The following is an 18,289-nucleotide window of genomic DNA, read 5'->3' on the forward strand; positions in this document are numbered from 1 at the left end:
GAGCGGGGTCGAGTTGTCGACCGACTCCACGTCCGTCCAGGTCGAGCCGTCCGCGGAGACCTGCACCGTGAACGTCGCCGCGTAGGCCTGCTCCCACAGGATGTAGACCGAATCGAAGCTCTGCGTTGAGCCCAGGTCCACTTGGATCCATTGGTTGTCCTGGTACGCCGAGGACCAGCGGGTGTTCGGGTTGCCGTCGACGGCGTTGCCCGGGCCGTCCGAGGCGTTGTCGACCGAGGAGGCCGTCGCTGTCCGGTTCAGCGCCAGGTCGGTCGAGGGGGCGCTGCTGTCGAAGACGGACAGCGTCCACAATGAGTCGCCCCAGCCGGTCGCTCGCGTGCCGCACTGGATGCGCACGTACCGCGCCTGCTGCCGCGCGAAGGCCACCGTCTGCGGGGCCTGATCGTTGCTGAAGTTCAGCGGCGGCTTTCCGGGCGGGAGGATGACGATCGGCTCGTCGTAGGAGTAGCCGAACTCGCGAATGCCGAAGCGGTGGACGTGACGGTCGCTCACGGCGCCGCCGACGCTCGCGGTGACCTCGAGGTCGTGCAGTGCCGGGTCGCCGTATCCGTTGGGCCACCAGAGCTTGGGCTGACGTACGGCGAGCGCGGGGTGGTCGGCGGGCGTGAAGGTGACCGTGGCGCTCTGGCCGGCTGGCACGCTCACGCTGCTGCTCACCGTGACCGCGTCGAAGGCCGCGGTCACAGTGACCGTGCGGGTGACCGTGCCGGCGTTCGAGACGGGGATCTCGATGGTGACCTGCGCGACGGAGGTGTCCGGCAGGTTCGGCAGCTTCGTGGTCACATGCGGATCGCCGATCACCGCGTCGCCGGTCGAGCGCAGCCGCACGTGGTTCCAGATGCCTGTGGCGCGGTCGCGCACCGCGGGCATCCAGTCCCAGCCGGAGGCCGCGAGATAGGTCGGCGAGTCCAGGTATAGCTGCGCGGACTGGACGAAGGTGTCGCCGTTCGAGCTCTTGTCGCCCGGCGTTCCCGGGTGCGGCATCGGGCTGATCTGCACGGCCAGGGCGTGCTGCGCGGCCCCGGCCTTGAGCGCGCCGGTGATGTCGAAGGCGGCACGGGCGAACGGGTGTGTCAGGGTTCCGATGTTCGTGCCGTCGACCCAGGCCACCGCCTGGTGGTTGACGCCGTCGAACTCGATCCAGACGTGCCGCCCGGCGGAGGTGTCGAGGCCGCGCGGCAGGGTGAACGGGCGCCGGTACCACCAGCCGTGCCGGGACAGGGCCTCGGGCACCTCCAAGTTGTCGAAGCCGCGGACGGGGTCGGGCAGGTGGCCGCCGGCGACGAGGTCGGCCTGGACCGTGCCGGGCACCCTCGCGGGCAGCCAGGAGCCGGCGGGGGCCGCCGTCGTGGGCGCGGACAGGCTCGCGCCGGTCGCGCCGCTCGGGGCGAAGTCGTCGAGGGTGACGTTCCAGCCGGACTCCAGCGCAACGGTGCCGTCCGCGGCAATCGTGAGCGGCGGCGCAGGGGGCTGTGGCGTCGTGCCCCAGTCGGTCCAGCCGTGCACCGGCGGACGCTCGGTCGGGCAGGTGCCGTAGACCTGGAAGCCGTTGAGGCCGACGGGGTTCGCGTTCGAGCGCGCGGTCGAGGTCATCCGCACATAGCGGGCGGTGACCGGCTGGGCGAAGGGGATGTCCACTTCGCCGCCGGGGCCGGAAGCGGTCTGATAAACGCTCTGCCAGTTCTTGCCGTCCGCCGAGACGTCGAGGGTGAAGGAGGTCGCGGCGCTGGAGAGGATCTCGTCGCCGGTGGTGTTCGAGTAGTTCCCGTCGAAGGCCGGGTCGGACAGCTTCGCCTCGAACACGAGGGTCACGGCCTCGATTTCGCACGGCGCCTGGAGATCGACCGCGATCCACTGCGGGTCGCCCTGGGCGGCGCGCCAACCGGTGCCTCGGACCCCGACGAGGGAGAGCCGGTCGACCGCGAACTGCGCCGGGGTGGGCGCGTAGTCGGTGGAAGAGACGGTCACCGGACGGTAGAGCGCGAGTTCGCTCGTCCCGGCGGGCGCGCCGCCTGACCCGGTCGGCGCGGTACTGGCCGCGGCCTGCCCAGGCGGCAGCACCGCGTCCGCGGTGAAGCCCGCCAACAGGATTGCGCCGGTGGAGAGGAACGCACGTCGAGAAACGGTCATCGGAGCCCTCGGTTCTCGGGTATGACAACGTTGTCAAAGGGGGTTGGGCGGATCTTGTCGCGGCTCTATAGCCGTGTCAAGGGCTGCCCGGCGCGCCGACGAATCGGCCAGCACGTACCCCGCCACCGAATCGCCCGCAGCCCGCGAACGTGTCGGCTGACTCTATGTCCCGGGGCTCACAATCCGAGGGCCGGTTCATCGCAGACCGTACGGGGCGAGTCGGTTCGACCTACACTGGACCGTTGAACTGACGGCTCTCATCTGGGGCCTGACGATTGACGACGCGGTCTGTAGGTACACGGGGAGGGTCCGTCTGGTGGCGATTGATGATCTGCCGATGCCGGTGGTGAACCTCCTGAACGTGATCGGCGTCGAGTGGCCTTACCTGAACGAGGACTCGCTGTACGAGTTCGGGCGGCTGGTGCGGGAGTTCGGTCAGTCGGTGCGCACCACGCACGACGACGCGACGGCGACGATCCACGCGCTGGGATCGTCGTATCAGGGAGCCGCGTACACGCAGCTGCACAACCGGTGGACCGAGATGTCCGCCACGCACGTGACCGAACTGGTAGACGCGTGCGGCGTGGTAGCGGACGCATGTGACGCCGCCGCGGCGTATGTGGTGGGGCAGAAGGTCGTGGCGGTGGGCGAGTTGGTCGGGATGGCGGCGACGTTCTTCGCGGACCAGGCTGCTGCGGTGGCGACCGCCGGATTGGCCGAGGCAGCCGTGCCGGTGATCATCACCGCGGCGAAGAAGCTGGGCGAATCACTCATCCAGGATCTCGAGCAGTATCTGATCGGTCAGTTGGTAGAGGCCGCGATCAAGCCGTTGTTCGCAAAGGTGGAGCAGGCGATGCAGGGGTTGCAGTGGCAAGGCGGCGGCGGCGCGACGGTCGAGGCGGCATTCCAGGTGGACACGGCGCAGATGCTGGCGCACGCCGCGGCCATGCACGGGCACGCGGACAGGTTCGCCCAGCACGCGCGCACCTTCGCATCGCAGGCGGCAGTGATCAGCTTCTAGCCTCCGCGACACGGCGGGCGGACGAATTCGATCTCGTCATTGAGGGGCGGCAGGCATGCCGGGTGAGTTGCGGCGGTGGTCAAGGGCGCGGCGGACGACGTCACGAAGTCCTTGAGCGAGGACATGGGCCCGACCCTGGAAGGCTTTTCGCGGCAGACCGGCACGCTGCTTGAGGACTCGGCGAAGGCGTACGACGACTGCGAACAGTCGATTGCGAACAACATCCGCAACGTGCTGCCCGACGGCGAGGGCGACCTGAACCCCGGCGCGCTCGGCGAGGGCGGCAGTAGGGCGCCGGGCGTCGGCGAACCTGGGACCGGCGATCTGTCGGGCGCCCCATCCGACCCGGTCACGGACAGCGGGGTCGGTCCGTGCGGCAAGGCGGGCGAGCCCGTCGATGTGGTCGGCGGGCAGTACGTGACCGCGCGGGTGGATGTGTCCCTGCCCGGAGTGCTGCCGGTGGTGCTGCGACGCGCGTACGCGTCCGGGTACACCGGCGGGCGGCTGTTCGGGCACGGCTGGTCATCGACCCTGGATATCCGGCTGCAGATTGACGCGGACGGGGTTCACCTCGCGGATGACGACTGTGCCATCCGCGACTACCCGTTGCCCGCCTACCCGGGGCAGAGCGTGCTGCCTGCCGCCGGTGCGCGGTGGCCGCTGACCTGGGACCGCGGGCGCGACGAGATCACCGTGAGCGACCCGCGGACCGAGTTGGCCTTCCACTTCACCAGCCTGGGATCAGTCCATGCCCGCGGCGCGCAAATCCGGCCGGTCACGGCAATCTCGGACCGCAACGGCAACCGGATCACATTCGTCCGCGATGACGCGGGCACACCGATCGAGGTGCAGCACTCGGGCGGATACCGGATCGCGGTCGACACGGTCCACACCTCGGCCGGGGCGCGCGTGGAGGCGCTGCACTTACTCGACGGATCGGGCGGCGGCCAGGGCTCGACACTGATCACTTACGGATATGACCCGCGCGGCCGCCTGGTGGAAATCACCGATTCCACCGCAGTGCCGTTCGTGTACGAATACGACGGCCACGACCGCATCACGGCGTGGATCGACCGAAGCGGCTACCGGTTCAGCTACGAGTACGACAGCGCCGGACGGGTCGTTCGTACCAGGGGCGATGAGGGCTACCTCTCCGGCGATTTCGCGTACGACCCGGCCAACCGCGTCACCGTCTACGTCAACAGCCTGGGCGAGCGGACCGAGTACCACTATGACGAACACGGCCACGTCGCCCGCGTGGTCGACCCTCTCGGTCACAACATCCTGACGGAGACCGACCGGTACGGCCGCGTCCTTTCCCGCAGCGACCAGAACGGCGCCACGACCCGATTCGATCTGGACGAGGCCGGAGATATCGCGCGGATGGTCCGGCCTGACGGGAGCTCGACGAGCGCCCAGTACGACACGAGTCACCGGCCGACGCGCGTGACCCAGCCCGACGGCGGCGTATGGATCCTCGGCTACGACGAGCGCGGGAATCTCACGGATGCGACTGATCCGTGCGGCGTGACGACGCGCTACAGCTATTCCGACCGCGGCGCGCTGATAGGCGTCGTTGACGCCCTAGGCCAGGCGACACGGATCGAGACGAATCCCGCCGGCCTGCCGGTCTCGGTAACAGATCCTCTCGGTGCGCGGTGGACAGTTCAGCGCGATGCCTACGGGCGGGTAAGCGCGACCGTCGATCCGCTCGGTGGGACGGTGGCCACGACGTACGACGGCGAAGGCCGCCCCATCGCGCGCACCCACCCGGATGGCGGAAGCGAAACCTGGGAATGGAACCCGGACGGCTCCCTGAACGCCCACACAGACCAGGTCGGGCGCACTACGCGCTTCGAGGTCGGACCATTTAGACGAATCGTCGCCCGGATCGATGCGGACGGCGCCCGTCACACCTTCGTCCATGACGCCGAGCTTCGCCTCCGCGAAGTGATCAATGCCCAGGGCCTTGCATGGCGGTACGCGCACGACGCCTGCGGGCGCCTGATCGGCGAACAGGATTTCAACGGTCGCGAACTGTCATACGCGCGGGATCCCGCCGGGCGGATCGTTCGCCGGGTCAACGGTGCGGGGCAGACGATCGACCTCGTGCGTGACGTGCTCGGCAGGGTGATCGAACAGCGCACGAACGACGGCGCGGTGACGACGTTCGCGTTCGACGCCGCCGACAATCTGATCAACGCCAGCAATGACTCGGATGACCTGCATATCGTCCGCGATGCGCTCGGCCGCGTTCTGTCGGAGGAGACCGGTGGTCAAGCCGTCATCTTCACGCGCGACGCCTTGGGGCGCACCGCGACACAAGCCACGCCGTCCGGACGCATCGCCTCGTGGCAGTACGACCCAGCAGGGCGGGCAAGCATCCTGCAATCGGGTGAGCAGCAGATCAGCTTCGGGTACGACGCGGCCGGGCACGAAACTTTCCGATGGATCGGCGATGACACAGCCGTCACGAGCGTGTGGGACGTGGCGGGACGACTTGCCGCACGCACGCTTGTCGCGGTCGAAGGGCCGCAGCAGGCCCGCACCTCGCGCGTGCTTCAGGAGCGCTCGTGGACCTACCACGGCGACGGCACGCCCGAAACAGTCAGCGACGGTGTAGATGGCACCCGCCGGATGGAGATCGATCCCACCGGCCGGGTATCCGCGGTCAACGCCTCGACGTGGACGGAGACATACGCGTACGACACATCGGGCAACCTGATCCAAGCCGCCGACACCAGGACGCCTGACGCCGACACCGCGGGAACACGCGAGGTCACCGGCACCCTTCTGCGCACCGCAGGCCGCACCAGCTACGAATACGATGGGCAAGGCCGCCTGACCCGCAAGACGGTGCGCACCCTGTCTGGGGGACGCAAGACGTCGTCCTTCGACTACGACGCCTATGACCGGCTGATCGAGACCACGACACCTGACGGCGCGCGGTGGCGATACCAGTACGATCCGCTGGGCCGACGCACCGCGAAGCGGCAACTTGGCCCCGACGGCGCCGTCGTGTCGCAGACCACGTTCGCGTGGAGCGGGGCGAGGCTCGTCGAGGAGTCACGGGCGGGATCGTCGAAGCCGACGCTCGAGGTGACCACATGGGACTACGAGCCGGGATCATGGCGGCCGATCGCTCAGGACCGCCGTACGTACTACGCCACCGCATCACAGGACGTGATCGACAGGCAGTTCCACGCCATCGTCACCGACCTGACCGGTACGCCGACCGAGCTGGTCGACCCCGGCGGCACCGTGGCCTGGCGCCGGAGAGCGGGCTTGTGGGGCGAACTCATCGGGGACTCGGGGGAGGAAGCGGCGTACTGCCCGTTGGGCTTCCCCGGCCAGTACCACGACGAAGAGACCGGGCTCGCATACAACTTCACCCGGTACTACGACCCCGGCACCGGGCGCTACACGACACCTGACCGCCTCGGTCTCGCGCCCTCACCAAACCAGCACACCTACGTCGCCAACCCGCAGCACGCGACAGACCCGCTGGGCCTTGCCGAACTCGGCCCGTTCCCCAATCGGATGGGCGGCTCGCTCAGTTCCGAGCTGGCCCTGGCCGAGCGCCTCGGCGTCGAGGTCTCGGTCCCGGGAACGCCCGCCTTCGACGAGGCGATCAACGCCGGAACAGTCAAGTGGGCGGTGCTCGACGACGGCAGCCTCGCCGTCATGCCCAAGTTCGTCGCGGGCCAGGAGATCTCGCACTCGGTCCTGTCCGGCGGAGCGCCGGTACTGGCCGCCGGCGAGGCGGACATCGCCGGCAGCGCAGCGGACGGGTACTTTGGGCTGGGCATCAACCGACACAGCGGCCACTTCCAGCCGTCAGCAGACAGCTTGCAGACCGGCGTCGACAAATTCTCCGAAAAGGGAATCCCTTTCAGCCCCGACTCGATCGACTGCACGATATGAACCCTGACCTCGAACAGCTGGCTGCCCTGGACCGGGACGCGCTGCGCGCGGCACTGTCGCGAGCGCTCACCGAGCACGCCATCCGCCCCACGGACTGGCGCGCCGTGGTCGAGCTGTACACCGCGAAGATCACCGAACAGTCCGAGCAGCAGCACAGCGGCGACGTTGGAGACGTCGGCGACGATCTCGCCCTCTACGAACGGCTCCTCGACGCGTCCGAACAGGCCGGCGTCCTGTCACCCCTCGAATGCGCGACACGCCGACTCAACCTCGCGTCAGTCCTGCTCACCCGGCTACCCGCCCGGCACGACGGCAGCCTGCTGGACCCGGACCACATCGTCGAACTGCTCCTCGGCGCACTGCCGATCACACCAGAGGCCGCAGCGTCGATCAGCGACTGGCGAACACTCGACCGGACCGAGATCCTCCGTCTGCGCACCGCGAAGAACCTCCTCAAACCGGCACTGGCCGCCCTCGACGCCACGAATGGCGACACTCTCGACGAGCGCGTCAAGCCATGGGAAGCGGTACTCCCCCGGCTCCCGTGATGGCCGGACGCAGCGGTTGCTAGTCCCACGCCGGAGTAGAGCTCCCGAAGGTGGCGTGGGGCATGTTCAGCAGGCGTCGCGCCAGGTGCATCCGCGGGATGGCAGGCCGGGTGGCAGCGAGGCGCAGACCCCGGCTGCCAGCGGATATCCGCTCGTGCCTGTCGTCGTGTTCCCCGCGCCGGGGTACCGCTCGGAGCCGACGCACGTGTACTCGGAACTATGGACTCCTCCCAGGCCCATCGTCCTCAAGCACTCGGGTGTCCACGACGCCGGGCCAATTTCACCTTCAGCTGTACTCGGTGGCGTAGACAACGATGTTGTCGAGATAGTGTCCGGCGGTGAAGCCACCGCCACAGGTGATCAATCTCAGTTCGGGGTCGGGCCGAGCGCCGTAGACCTCCTCGGTGGGGAACTGGGTTTTCGCGTAGCTTTGGACCGTGGTTGCCCGGAACGCCACGGCCTGGCCCGAACTGAGGCCGACGGTGATCGTGTCGCCGGGTCTGAGGGACTTGAGGTAGAAGAACACCGCCGGCCCGTTGACCGAGTCGACGTGTCCGGCGATGATCGCGGGACCGTCCTGGCCGGGCACCGGGCTGCCGGTGTACCAGCCGGCCTGAGTCAGGTTGGTGGGCGGCTGGAGCGAGCCCGAGGCGTCCAGCCCGATCGTCTGCAGCGTGGCGTGCAGCTTGATGGAGGGGACATCGACCCAGACCGGGTATATCGCGGTGCTGCCCGTGGCTGACGCGCTTGTCGTCGGCGACGGGAACACGGAGGCTGGTGTCGTGTCCTGGATCAGCACGCTGCGGGGCGGTTCGGCAGCACGGTTATCGTGATTCATGGCAGCCCATAGCCCGCCTCCCGCAACAACGCAGATGCAGACTCCTGCTGTCACCGCGACAGCCCCAGACTTGCGGGAGCCGAACAACTTGCGCGGTTTGGCGTGCTTGGGGATCCACCTCATCGCCTCAAGCCCCGGCGCAACCTGGGGATCCCGAGCATGACCATCGCCACGCCGAACGCCAGCGACAGGCCCCAGAGCCACAGTGGCAGCACGCTCTGCGCACGTTGCGGCTGCGCGGTCCCGCCGAATCCGGTGTTCACGCCGCCCTTGGGCAACGCGCTCGTGCCGGCTGCGTCGGTCAGGTCGAGCACCCGCGGCGCACCCGAGCCGTTATCGAGAATGGCCAGGGTGTAAGTACTGTCCGCGGCGAAGTCCAGTTGCGTGGTCTGCGTGGCGGTCGCGGTGGACACGTGCAGCGGGCACGGCCCGGGATCTATCGCCTGGTAGGTGGTGAAGGCCGGGAAGTGCAGATTCGCGGCGATCGTGTCGGTGTCGGCCACGACGGAGACGGTCGGGTTTTGCAGGGAAGCGGCGATGACGCGCACGGCGGCCTTCCCGGGCGCCGTCGTCAAATCGTCGTTCAGTACTTGGAGTGTCAGCGCGGGTTGCGCACCGAGCCCGACGACGGTGTAGGCCCGGCCCGCGGCGACGTCGACCTGCGTGCTGATGACCGGGCTGCTCGTCGCCGACGCCCCGGCGCCGCGCATCGCGACCAGGTAGTCACCGGGCGCGAGCGGCTGATACGGCGAGAGCGTGCCGTACGCGACGTGTTTGAGCAATACCTCGGGGGTGTTCCCGCCGAAGGGGTAGAGGTATACGTCGACCGCCGGGGTGTTCGGGGACAGATGGGCCAGCCGGACCCACCCGACAGTCGACGCAGTGGCGTTGCGAGCTGTGTTTGCCTGCGCGATGTGCGTACTGGCTGCCGTAAAGGCCAGAGCTGTGAGGGAGGCTGCCGCGAGCGTGCGGCGAAGTGGGCTAAGCACGAGAGGGCTCCTTCGATGGCGACGTCCGTTCGGGATCACGGGGTGGCCCCTGCTATCAGGCCGAGTGGTTCGGGTTGCGAAAAGCTGATCTTCACATCATCCGATTCGCTGACGACGCTCAGCGGGCGGTACGGCGGCTGCTGCGCGTCGACGAGTGCGGTCAAGATGGCGGTCTGCGGCGCGAACCGTCCGACGGGTTGGCCGTCGACGCGGGATATCACCACGTCCGATTCGGGTATGTCGGCGCCCGCGCCTGGTCCGGCGCCGTCGAACGACACCACGGTGAGGGTGTGGGAGCCGCCGATCAGGGTGAGCAAAGAGGACAGGCGGCTGTCGACGAGCCCGTCGGCCAGTTCGACCGCGCCCGCCGGCGTCTGGACGACGATGCGCGGGCTGCGCGCCACTGCGACGCCTATCTGACGCCGTGCTGCGCGGTCCGCGGCCAGCCGACGGCCGTAGTCGGCGCTGCCGTCGAGGGCCACGGCCGTCACATCGACCCGATCGGCGCCCGTTCCGAACGACGCCAGTGGCTCCGGGGAACTGATCGCAGCCAGTTGGACGCCGAAATCGCCGCGCACGATCGAGGTACTGATCACCACGTCGGCGCGTTCCACTTGGGTGATGTCGGAGCCGACCGTGACCAGTGCTGCGGCGGATGCCCCGAACTGCCTCGCCAGAGCACAGAGATCCACGTCGCAGGCGACGACGTGATCCGGGCCGATGTGATCGGCCACCCACTGCGCGGCCTGTATTTCGTCGGGAGTCGGCGACGGGTGTGCCGGTGGCCGCTGCGTTGCGGAGTGCGGGTTGGAAGTCATGGCCCATGCCGTGGCCGCCATGGTGAGAGCCGCGGCGACGACACCGCATACAGTCAGGATCACGTTGCGTCGGCTACGCGCGTCCGGTTCCCGCTCGCCGTCGGCCTCGGCCCGATCGGCCCCGCGCGAGGTGCCCAGCGCCGCCACAGGCTCAGACACGGCGGCGGCCGGTTGTTCTTCGGCAGCGCGAGCCGACAACGATTCGGCCTGGTCAGTGGAGGCTTCATCGGGTGCAGCCTGCCGCTCCCGCTCGGCATCCCGGCGCGTGCGCAGCAAGCGTTCGATGGCGTCGAACTGGCTCATCAGGTCGTCGGGCGGCCACGGCTTCTGCTCCCCACGCTCCTCAGACGGGGGCACGCCATCCCGGTCGGGAGAGCGGTCTCGACGCGGCATCGGTTCATCGGGCACGAGATCACTCCCTGTCGACGGGAGCCTGGCGAATGTTGGCGTTTCGGCCGAACGCCCTCCCCGACGCGCGGCCCAGGCCACCCTGGATAGCGGCGGCCTGCAACGACAGCCGCCGTCCAGACGAGACAGCTGTGCCCACGACTCCCCCCTTTTGACCCCTTTTGTAAATAAGATGCCGAATTCGCAGAGCCTGTTCGGCATTCGGCGACGTGACGCGTTCGGCGCAGACTGCAATGTGGATTGCCGAACGCCTGAATGCCTGCCTGTGATACGCATCACATGGATGGGCATGCACGCCGCGGCGGGTGCGTGTCCGAGCCCATCCCGATCGTAAGATTGCTGGCGATGCGAGCGGAGTAGGCGCTTGGCAATGCTAGCGAACACACAAGGCGGTTTACAGGGATTCCGCACACCCCGCTGTATTCGGTGCTTGCGTGCGGGCCGGAGCCCGGCTCACTTCACGTACGAAGCACTGATAAACTTCCATAAGTGAATCATTCACGGCAATGAGAATAATTGCGCGGCTACTTTGATTTAGTAGCTTTTAATATGGTTTAGCGCTATTTTCCTGCTCATCGGTGGATGGCGCACTTCGCCGCGCTGACACGGCACCGCCGGAGCAGACACCCACTCCTCGCCAAGGCGGCAACCCGCGCATCAACAAAGCTTGACGACCGCATCGATCACGCGCGGTAGCGATGCGAATTGCCGCACCCGGCGGTCTCGGGGCAGACCTGTCCGACCCTGTTGCCCAAAGCCCGCATCCTCCACCTCGACGTCCGAAGACGCGACCGCCGCGGGGGAATCCTCCACGGATGCCTCAAGACCCGCACCCTCTACCAGGAAGCAACCGCCTGGTCACACCACCCGTACCGCCCCGCCCCTTGACACCAAACGTCATGGGACGTCTGACCAGCCCGGACGAATAATCGGCACCTACAACCTCGGGCGCCGCACTGATCCCTGGCGCTGTCACCGGACTTCGCCACGCTCCCGGTTTCGCCCCGCGGCTGACCGAAAACACCCTATGAAGGTGTCCGTTCGTGCAAAGGTGCTCCGGTGAACCTGGCGGGCATTTCACCGCCGGGTAGCTTATGGCCTTGGCAAGGTTCGAACGTCGGCGTCCGACATCGAAGCAGGAGGTTACACTCATGCTCAGACGACACAAGACGATGGCGGCGGCCACCACGATCGCCACGGCCTCCGCCATCGTGTTCTCCAGCCTGACACTCGCCAGCGCGAACGCGGCCAGTGAGCCCGGTCCCCGGATCCAGAATTTCCAGCTGGAACTGAACTCCGTCACCAGCCTGCCCGTGACGCAAATTCCGATGATCGCGTACGGACCGATTACGGACTACGGCACGAACGTATTCCTCAACCCGCAGGACACCAGATCTGTATTCCGTCTCCAACGAGGCACAATCAATCTCGACGACATCGATTACCAACACAGCAGCCAGCACATCGATCCGGCGACCTGCTTGTCGATGACTACCGAGAGCGGCGTGTACTCGATCAACGGCGGCACCGGGGCATATACCGGGATCCGCGGCAACGGCACCTTCCATGTTCAGATCATCGCCATCTTCACCCGCGACGCACACGGTGTCTGCTCAAACAGTATTCCACCGCAGAGCATTCAGCTCATTGACAACTCATCCGGCCCGGTCTGGCTCCGGCCCTGACGGGTGCCGGAAGGTCGACCATACAGGTCGGCCAGGATCCTGCTCACCACGCTGCGAGTGCCGACTATTCCATCCGCGCTGCTCAGGCCGCATTTTCGTGGCCTGTGCGCCGTCAAGGGCGCAGTACCGCCGCCGTCACGCCGGTGGGTACGGCCGGGTCGAGCGCAGCCGCGATCGCGATCGCCTCCATATCCCTGACCACCCCCTCGATTGCGGCGGGCGCCAGGCAATGGGTGTCCGCGCACAGGGTCAGCACGATGGTGTCGGCCGTGCCGCCGATATGCAGGAAGAGCGGCTCGAACGGGTTGTCCTTTTTCCCCGGCCAGTGGAACACACTGCGAGCCCGTTCCAGCTCCAGCCGTTCGGCGGTGACGGGCCTCCCATCACCATTCTGGCCATATGTGCGTCGGTCATTGAGGAACGCCCAGCTGTAGTTGTCCCAGGCGGCAGCCCCCGGGCCGCGCCGCGCGGCATCGCGCGCGAGCAGCGCGGCGAGCCCGGCGGGGTCGTGGTACGCGTGCTTGTACACGGCCATGGCGTCGCGCCGCGCTCTGGCGACCACCTGGTCAACGGTGCTGTCAGCAGTCTCGATGACGCAGATGCCGGTATGCACAAGGTTGGCGACCATCCCGGCCAGGCCGGGGCGGAACCGGTTGCCCGACTGGGGCCTGATGACCGCGGGACTGAGCACGCCGCGCCGGCCCAGCGCGATCGCGTAGAGCGCCAGCAGCACCGACGGCGGATCGGCCCCGGTGCGCCCGGCGATCGCATGCACCGCCAAGTACAAGGCGGGCGAGCTCAGCTCCCCCATCCAGTGCCGCGGCTCGCGCCGGTCGCCGGACGCGGGGAAAGGCCGGGGCTCCACAGCGTGCAGCACTTTCTCCCAGTACCGCAGGGATGCCGCGCTCTGGCGCTGCCCCGCCGCGGAGTGCTGCCAGCGGGCCAGGTCCAGCTGCTCGGTGCCGGACGGGGGCCTGGTGTCCCGCGCCGCCATGTCCCGGGCGATGATCTGTACGCCGCCGCCGTCGGTGACCAGATGGCAGGAGTAGACCACCTGGTATGCGGGCGCGCCGTCGCGGCGTACCACGGCCATGCGCACCGGCCATTCGTTCTCGAAGTCGCGCGGCGCGGTGCGATAGTGCGCGTCCACCGTCGCAGCCAACTCGCGGGCGCCGTCCTCGCCCTCGGCGTCGTAGACCTCCAGCACGATCTGGCCCGAGGCGGACAGCACCTGGCTCGGCAGCCCGTCGCCGTCGAAGCGCAAGCGGGTGCGCATGGACGGGAACCGGGAGATCATAAACCCCAGATCTTCGGCGACGGCTTCGACAGTGACACCGGGCGCAAGCGGCAGGGTGCCGCCCACGGAAAGCCAGCCCTTCTGGGTCATCGTCAGCCAGATCTCGGTCTGGCCCCAGGTCAACGGGCCGCTTCCGGAGCCCTGCCCGTCGAACGCCACCGGCACGCACTCGGTGGGGACCGGCGGGACCGCAGGGGCGTCGTCGGGAAATTCCGTAGGCAGCGTCACGGCCATCTCAGCGCGCCGTCATCTCGGCCACGTGCCGCCGCCGCATCAGGAACATGCGAACCTCCCCGGTAGGCCCGGCGTGACCTGGTCGCCGGAGACCGGCCACGACCTTGCACAGCGTGGCGCTTGCCGCCTCGGTCAGCGCGGTAGGGACCGTCGCGGTACGCAGAACCATGATATCAGAGCCCGTTTCCGGCTCGGTGAGTGCGAAGCAGCGCAGCTCGCCATTGACCGTTGATCCACAGGGCACCGACCTTGCGTTTGCCGGAAGCCTCATCCGGGCTGGTCAGAGTCGGGTAGTTGCCTGGTCAACAGGCATGCGGTGACCAGGCAACTGCCCGCTCTGACCTGACCTGCTGATGGGCACAGCCTGCGGCGCGAGGAAATCCCGCGCGGCTGTGGGAGGCTATAGAGGTGAACGAGCCAGAGCCAGCAACCAGCGCTACCGCTGAACTGCCCGACGCCGAGGATGCCGAGCCTGAGGAGCAGAGCACCGAGGACGCCGCGCCAGAAGAGCAGAGCGCCGACGACGAGGTAAAGCGCAGGTTCCGCGAGGCGCTTGAGCGCAAGCAGGGAAAGAACGCGGCCGCCAACGGATCCGTGTCCGGCAAGGACCCGTCGAAAGTGCACTCGGCCCACGGCCCGGCGGCGAGTCGACGCTCCTTCCGGCGCAAGAGCGGCTGACCCCGCTGCAGACCGGCTCCCTCCCGTTCCCAGGCCAAGCCGCTGACGACACCGGGCGGCGGCACCGGGCCACCATGCGGCACCGTCAGTCGTGTCGCGCGCCGCGTGAAGTCGGCGCGGTTTTGAGCACGCCTTTCGCGTGCACGGTGCTTTGCATGCGAGTTCGCCCGTTGATGACGTTGTGAGCTGGCCCGTGCCGACTCCATATGCAAGCGGCCACCAGCGCCATATGATCATCATTCATGCGATCGGCCTCGTCTGACACCGTGACCTGCCGCTGTCTTGCGGTAAGGCAGTTTCTCTCCGGCCTCGACGGCGAATGGCAGCCGGTTCTCCAGGGGCGCCACGGGGCAGACCGGCATGTCGCTGAACGCGCACGGCAGGTTGAGCGCACGATTGAAGTCCAGCACGACTGTTCCGTCCTCGTCGGGGGTGGGGACCGAGAGCGAGCGGCACGCGCCGTACGTCGTGACGCCGCTGGTCGCGTCGGTGAACACGATGACGATCGCGTCGCGCTCGATGGTGGGAGTGAGGGTGTGTTCGCCGCCCGCGTAGCCGAATCTGATAGTGCCGGGCGAGGAGTATGTGCGCTTTTCGGCTCCGACGGTGTCGAATGAAACGGACTTCTGGGTAGCGTGGGCCTCGAGTCGCCCCTTCAGGACCCAGCGGGGATCGGGCGCATAGGTGGGCACGCCCCGGAACTCGGTTCGCGCCGCAGCCAGCGGGTCGTAGGTCACCAGCAGGTATTGGTCGCGGTAGGTGATCCCGATCTCCAGATCACCGGCGACGATGCGGGTATCGTCCGCTGCCGCGGTCAGATCGAAGGCGCGCACGTCGGTGAAGGATTCTCCGTTGGAGGACATCGTCTGCCCTTGCGGATCGACGTAGAGCTTGTCGCCTTCCTGCCACCACACGCCCGGATGGCCGGGGTACTGCTGCGGGACGTCCTCCACCCAGTTGAGGGACGCGACGGCAAGCCAGCCGTGAGGCTGCGCTAGGAACTGCTCCCAGCCGGCGCGCCACTCTCGCCACTCCCGGACGTATCGTGCGTCGCTGTCAGAGTTCTGCATCCTCATATTCTGGCCTTTCTTTGGTGATGTATCAGGAGGTTCCTTCTCGGATGGGCGGGAACCGCCGGGCCGTCAGGTGGGCAGGGCGGCGGAGTTGCCCGCCCTTGTGGTGTCCTCGAGGGTTAGGTCGGCGTTGAGTGCGGCGGCCGCGGTGACGCCGGAGGCGGCGGACTGCATCACCCCGGCGGTCACGTCGAGCACGTTGCCAGCGACCCACACGCCGGGCACGCCGGTAAAGCCGCTCGCGTCGGCTTGGACCTGGCGCCCGATCCCCGCGGGATGCTCCACGAGCGTGGCGCCGAGCGGGGCGAGCAGGTCGTGCCGGGCCGCGAACCACGGACTGACCACGACGGCGTCGCGCGGGTGGACTTCGCCAGAGGCGAGGCGCACGCCAGTGACGCGGTCCTGGTCGATCTCAATGGCCGCCACCTCGCCTGGGATCACCGTGACGTCGCGGGCGGCGAGCTGGGCTAACTGCTGCGCGGTGGGTTGCGGCGCGGTGTGCAGGAACAACACCACATCGCCGCTCCACTGGCGCCACATCAGCGCCGCCATGACCGCGAGGGGACTCGTGCCCAGCACCGCGAGCGCGCGCTCGCGCAGCTCCCAGCCGAAGCAGTAGGGGCAGTGCACCACGTCACGCCCCCACCGCTCGCGCAGTCCGGGAAGGTCGGGATACTCATCCACCAGCCCGGTGGCCACCACCACGCGCCGCGCCCGGTAGCCGGCGCCCTCCGCGGTGGTCAGGCGCAAGCGGCCGTCCGGGAACCGCGTGATCGACACGACCGTGCCCTGGATGACCCGCCCGCCGTAGCCACGCACCTCCTCGCGCCCCAGGCGCAGCATTTCCAGAGGGTTTTCGCCGTCTCGGGTCAGGTAGCCGTGCATGTGGGCCGCCGGTGCGTTGCGTGGGTGGCCGGCGTCGATCACCAGGACCGAGCGACGTGCCCGGCCCAGCGTCAGCGCGGCGCCCAGGCCCGCCAGACCGCCGCCCACCACGGCGACATCGATATCAACGTCGCCAGAGCCGATGCCGTCGCCAGAGCCGGTGCCGGTGTCCTGCGTGTCGCGGGAGGTCCCGGGGCCGGTCGAGGTCAGATTTGTCATGCGCCCACTGTGCGGCGGGCCACCCAAGAGTGGAAACTTCTTTGCGGAAAGCGCAAAATCGGAGGATGCCAGACGATTTCGAAGCCGTCCTGGGCGCCGTCGGGCCCCGGCTGCGCACCTTACGCCGCCAGCACGGCGCGACGCTAGAGCAGGTCGCCGCTCTGACCGGCCTGTCGATCAGCACCCTCTCGCGCATCGAGTCCGGCCAGCGCCGCCCGACACTCGAGGTCCTGCTCCCGCTCGCCCGGGCCTACCACGTCCCACTCGACGAACTGGTCGGCGCCCCGGCCACCGGCGACCCCCGCATCCACCCGTGCCCGGTACACCGCGACGGCGCGACCTGGATTCCGCTGTCCCGAACCCCAGGCAGCCTCAGCGCGTTCAAACAGATACTGCCCGTCCCCCAAACCCTCCCCGAACACCTCGACCAACGTGTCCACGAGGGCCATGAATGGCTCTACGTCCTCAACGGAACCCTACGGCTCGCCCTGGGCGACAAGGACTTCCATCTGCGCACTGGCGAAGCCGCCGAGTTCGACACCAAAGTGCCCCACGCCCTAGCGAACAGCGGCCACCAGCCCCTCGAACTGCTGATCATCTTCGGGCAGCAAGGCGAACGGGTACACCTGCGCGCCCGAACCAAATGACCTCGACCGACCCCAGCCTCGACCAACGCCGCGAGAACGCCGCGCTGCGCCGCCATGTCGAACGAGTCAGATACACCCAGGCGGACCGCTACGAGATCGAGCGACGGCCTGGAACATGCAAGCAGCCACATCATCAACATCCAGATACGCACATCGCTGCCGACGCCAAGATCGCCCAACCGAAGGGAGATCCTGCGTGAGCGCCGAACAGCGAGAGAAGCTCGAAGCGATCCTGCGGCAGTCAACGTCGAACTACCCCGCCGACATCGACCTCAACGGGCAGCGGCAGATGCTGCGGGATCTGCTCTCGGCGCAGCCGCTGCCCGCCGACGTGACCGTGACCGCAGCCACGCTGGGCGGCGTCCCCACCGCCGAGATCACCGTCGACGGGATCGAACCCCGCCATATCGTCCTGTACTTCCACGCCGGCGTGTACGTGATGGGGGACGCCTCCCTCGCCGCCAGCCTGGCCTCGCAGGTCGGCCGGCGCACCAGCGCCAAGGTCATCTCCGTCGACTATCGGCTCGCCCCCGAGCACCCGTATCCGGCAGCGGTCGACGACGCTCTGGCAGCCTACGAAGCCCTCCTGCTGGGCGGCACAGCCCCGTCGGACATCGCCTTCGCGGGAGAGTCCGCTGGCGGCGGGCTCGCCATCGCCACCCTGGTCAACGCCCGTGATCGCGGGCTGCCCCTGCCCGCCGCAGCCTTCGTCATGTCGCCGTACGCCGACCTGACCCTGGCCGGGGCGAGCATGGAAACCAAGCGCGGGGTCGACCTGCTGATGAGCCCGCAGGCGCTCCAGACCCTGGTCACCGCCTACACGGCGGGGCAGGATGCCACTCTCGGCCTGATCAGCCCGATATTCGCCGACCTG

Annotated in this window: 14 protein-coding genes; 7 read left to right on the forward strand and 7 right to left on the reverse strand. The window is 68.1% G+C overall.

The genetic code is table 11. The features are described 5' to 3' along the window. The coding region (locus VGZ32_RS08900) for a discoidin domain-containing protein (protein WP_326885408.1) at positions 1-2,151 on the reverse strand (2,151 nt) is incomplete at its 3' end. 316 nt (positions 2,152-2,467) lie between these two features. Here VGZ32_RS08900 and VGZ32_RS08905 point away from each other — a divergent pair. From VGZ32_RS08905 to VGZ32_RS08915, 3 genes are all read left to right on the forward strand, one after another. Further along, complete coding sequence (locus VGZ32_RS08905; RefSeq protein WP_326885409.1) at positions 2,468-3,172, forward strand: hypothetical protein; 705 nt, start codon at positions 2,468-2,470, stop codon at positions 3,170-3,172. A 75-nt stretch (positions 3,173-3,247) separates the two neighbouring features. After that, complete coding sequence (locus VGZ32_RS08910) at positions 3,248-7,096, forward strand: DUF6531 domain-containing protein (protein WP_326885410.1); 3,849 nt, start codon at positions 3,248-3,250, stop codon at positions 7,094-7,096. After that, positions 7,093-7,644: a hypothetical protein gene (locus VGZ32_RS08915; protein ID WP_326885411.1), complete on the forward strand. Its 552-nt coding sequence runs from the start codon at positions 7,093-7,095 to the stop codon at positions 7,642-7,644. The genes VGZ32_RS08910 and VGZ32_RS08915 overlap by 4 nt, the downstream gene beginning before the upstream one ends. Positions 7,645-7,930: 286 nt before the next feature. Here VGZ32_RS08915 and VGZ32_RS08920 read toward each other — a convergent pair whose 3' ends face one another. The 3 genes from VGZ32_RS08920 to VGZ32_RS08930 form a co-directional block, all read right to left on the reverse strand. After that, positions 7,931-8,482 carry a class F sortase gene (locus VGZ32_RS08920; RefSeq protein WP_326885412.1) on the reverse strand — a complete coding sequence of 184 codons (552 nt, stop codon included), beginning with the start codon at positions 8,480-8,482 and terminating at the stop codon, positions 7,931-7,933. 119 nt (positions 8,483-8,601) lie between these two features. Then, positions 8,602-9,471 carry a DUF4397 domain-containing protein gene (locus tag VGZ32_RS08925; RefSeq protein WP_326885413.1) on the reverse strand — a complete coding sequence of 290 codons (870 nt, stop codon included), beginning with the start codon at positions 9,469-9,471 and terminating at the stop codon, positions 8,602-8,604. Positions 9,472-9,506: 35 nt separating this feature from the next. After that, positions 9,507-10,778 carry a hypothetical protein gene (locus VGZ32_RS08930; RefSeq protein ID WP_326885414.1) on the reverse strand — a complete coding sequence of 424 codons (1,272 nt, stop codon included), beginning with the start codon at positions 10,776-10,778 and terminating at the stop codon, positions 9,507-9,509. Between the two features lie 1,070 nt (positions 10,779-11,848). On the opposite strand from VGZ32_RS08930, the gene VGZ32_RS08935 reads away from it, so the two are divergent. Then, a complete protein-coding gene (locus tag VGZ32_RS08935) occupies positions 11,849-12,382 on the forward strand; it encodes a hypothetical protein (protein WP_326885415.1) in 534 nt (177 codons plus the stop codon). A gap of 112 nt (positions 12,383-12,494) precedes the next feature. Here the strand turns inward: VGZ32_RS08935 and VGZ32_RS08940 are convergent, their stop codons facing one another. Beyond that, the gene (locus VGZ32_RS08940; RefSeq protein ID WP_326885416.1) at positions 12,495-13,907 is read right to left on the reverse strand and encodes a condensation domain-containing protein; all 1,413 of its coding nucleotides are present in this window, start codon (positions 13,905-13,907) and stop codon (positions 12,495-12,497) included. A gap of 414 nt (positions 13,908-14,321) precedes the next feature. Here VGZ32_RS08940 and VGZ32_RS08945 point away from each other — a divergent pair, with 414 nt between their 5' ends. Further along, complete coding sequence (locus tag VGZ32_RS08945; protein ID WP_326885417.1) at positions 14,322-14,591, forward strand: DUF5302 domain-containing protein; 270 nt, start codon at positions 14,322-14,324, stop codon at positions 14,589-14,591. A gap of 236 nt (positions 14,592-14,827) precedes the next feature. Here the strand turns inward: VGZ32_RS08945 and VGZ32_RS08950 are convergent, their stop codons facing one another. Together VGZ32_RS08950 and VGZ32_RS08955 are read right to left on the reverse strand one after the other, a co-directional pair. Beyond that, complete coding sequence (locus VGZ32_RS08950; protein WP_326885418.1) at positions 14,828-15,661, reverse strand: DUF1684 domain-containing protein; 834 nt, start codon at positions 15,659-15,661, stop codon at positions 14,828-14,830. Positions 15,662-15,733: 72 nt separating this feature from the next. Beyond that, complete coding sequence (locus tag VGZ32_RS08955; RefSeq protein ID WP_326885419.1) at positions 15,734-16,768, reverse strand: NAD(P)/FAD-dependent oxidoreductase; 1,035 nt, start codon at positions 16,766-16,768, stop codon at positions 15,734-15,736. A 65-nt stretch (positions 16,769-16,833) separates the two neighbouring features. Between VGZ32_RS08955 and VGZ32_RS08960 the strand changes: the two genes are divergently transcribed. Beyond that, a complete protein-coding gene (locus tag VGZ32_RS08960) occupies positions 16,834-17,415 on the forward strand; it encodes an XRE family transcriptional regulator (RefSeq protein WP_326885420.1) in 582 nt (193 codons plus the stop codon). A gap of 196 nt (positions 17,416-17,611) precedes the next feature. Beyond that, positions 17,612-18,289 (forward strand): alpha/beta hydrolase fold domain-containing protein (locus VGZ32_RS08965; protein ID WP_326885421.1); only part of this gene is annotated, 678 nt, incomplete at its 3' end.

It is taken from the genome of Actinocrinis sp. (genome assembly GCF_035938995.1).
Taxonomy (GTDB): Bacteria; Actinomycetota; Actinomycetes; order Streptomycetales; family Catenulisporaceae; genus DASZGI01.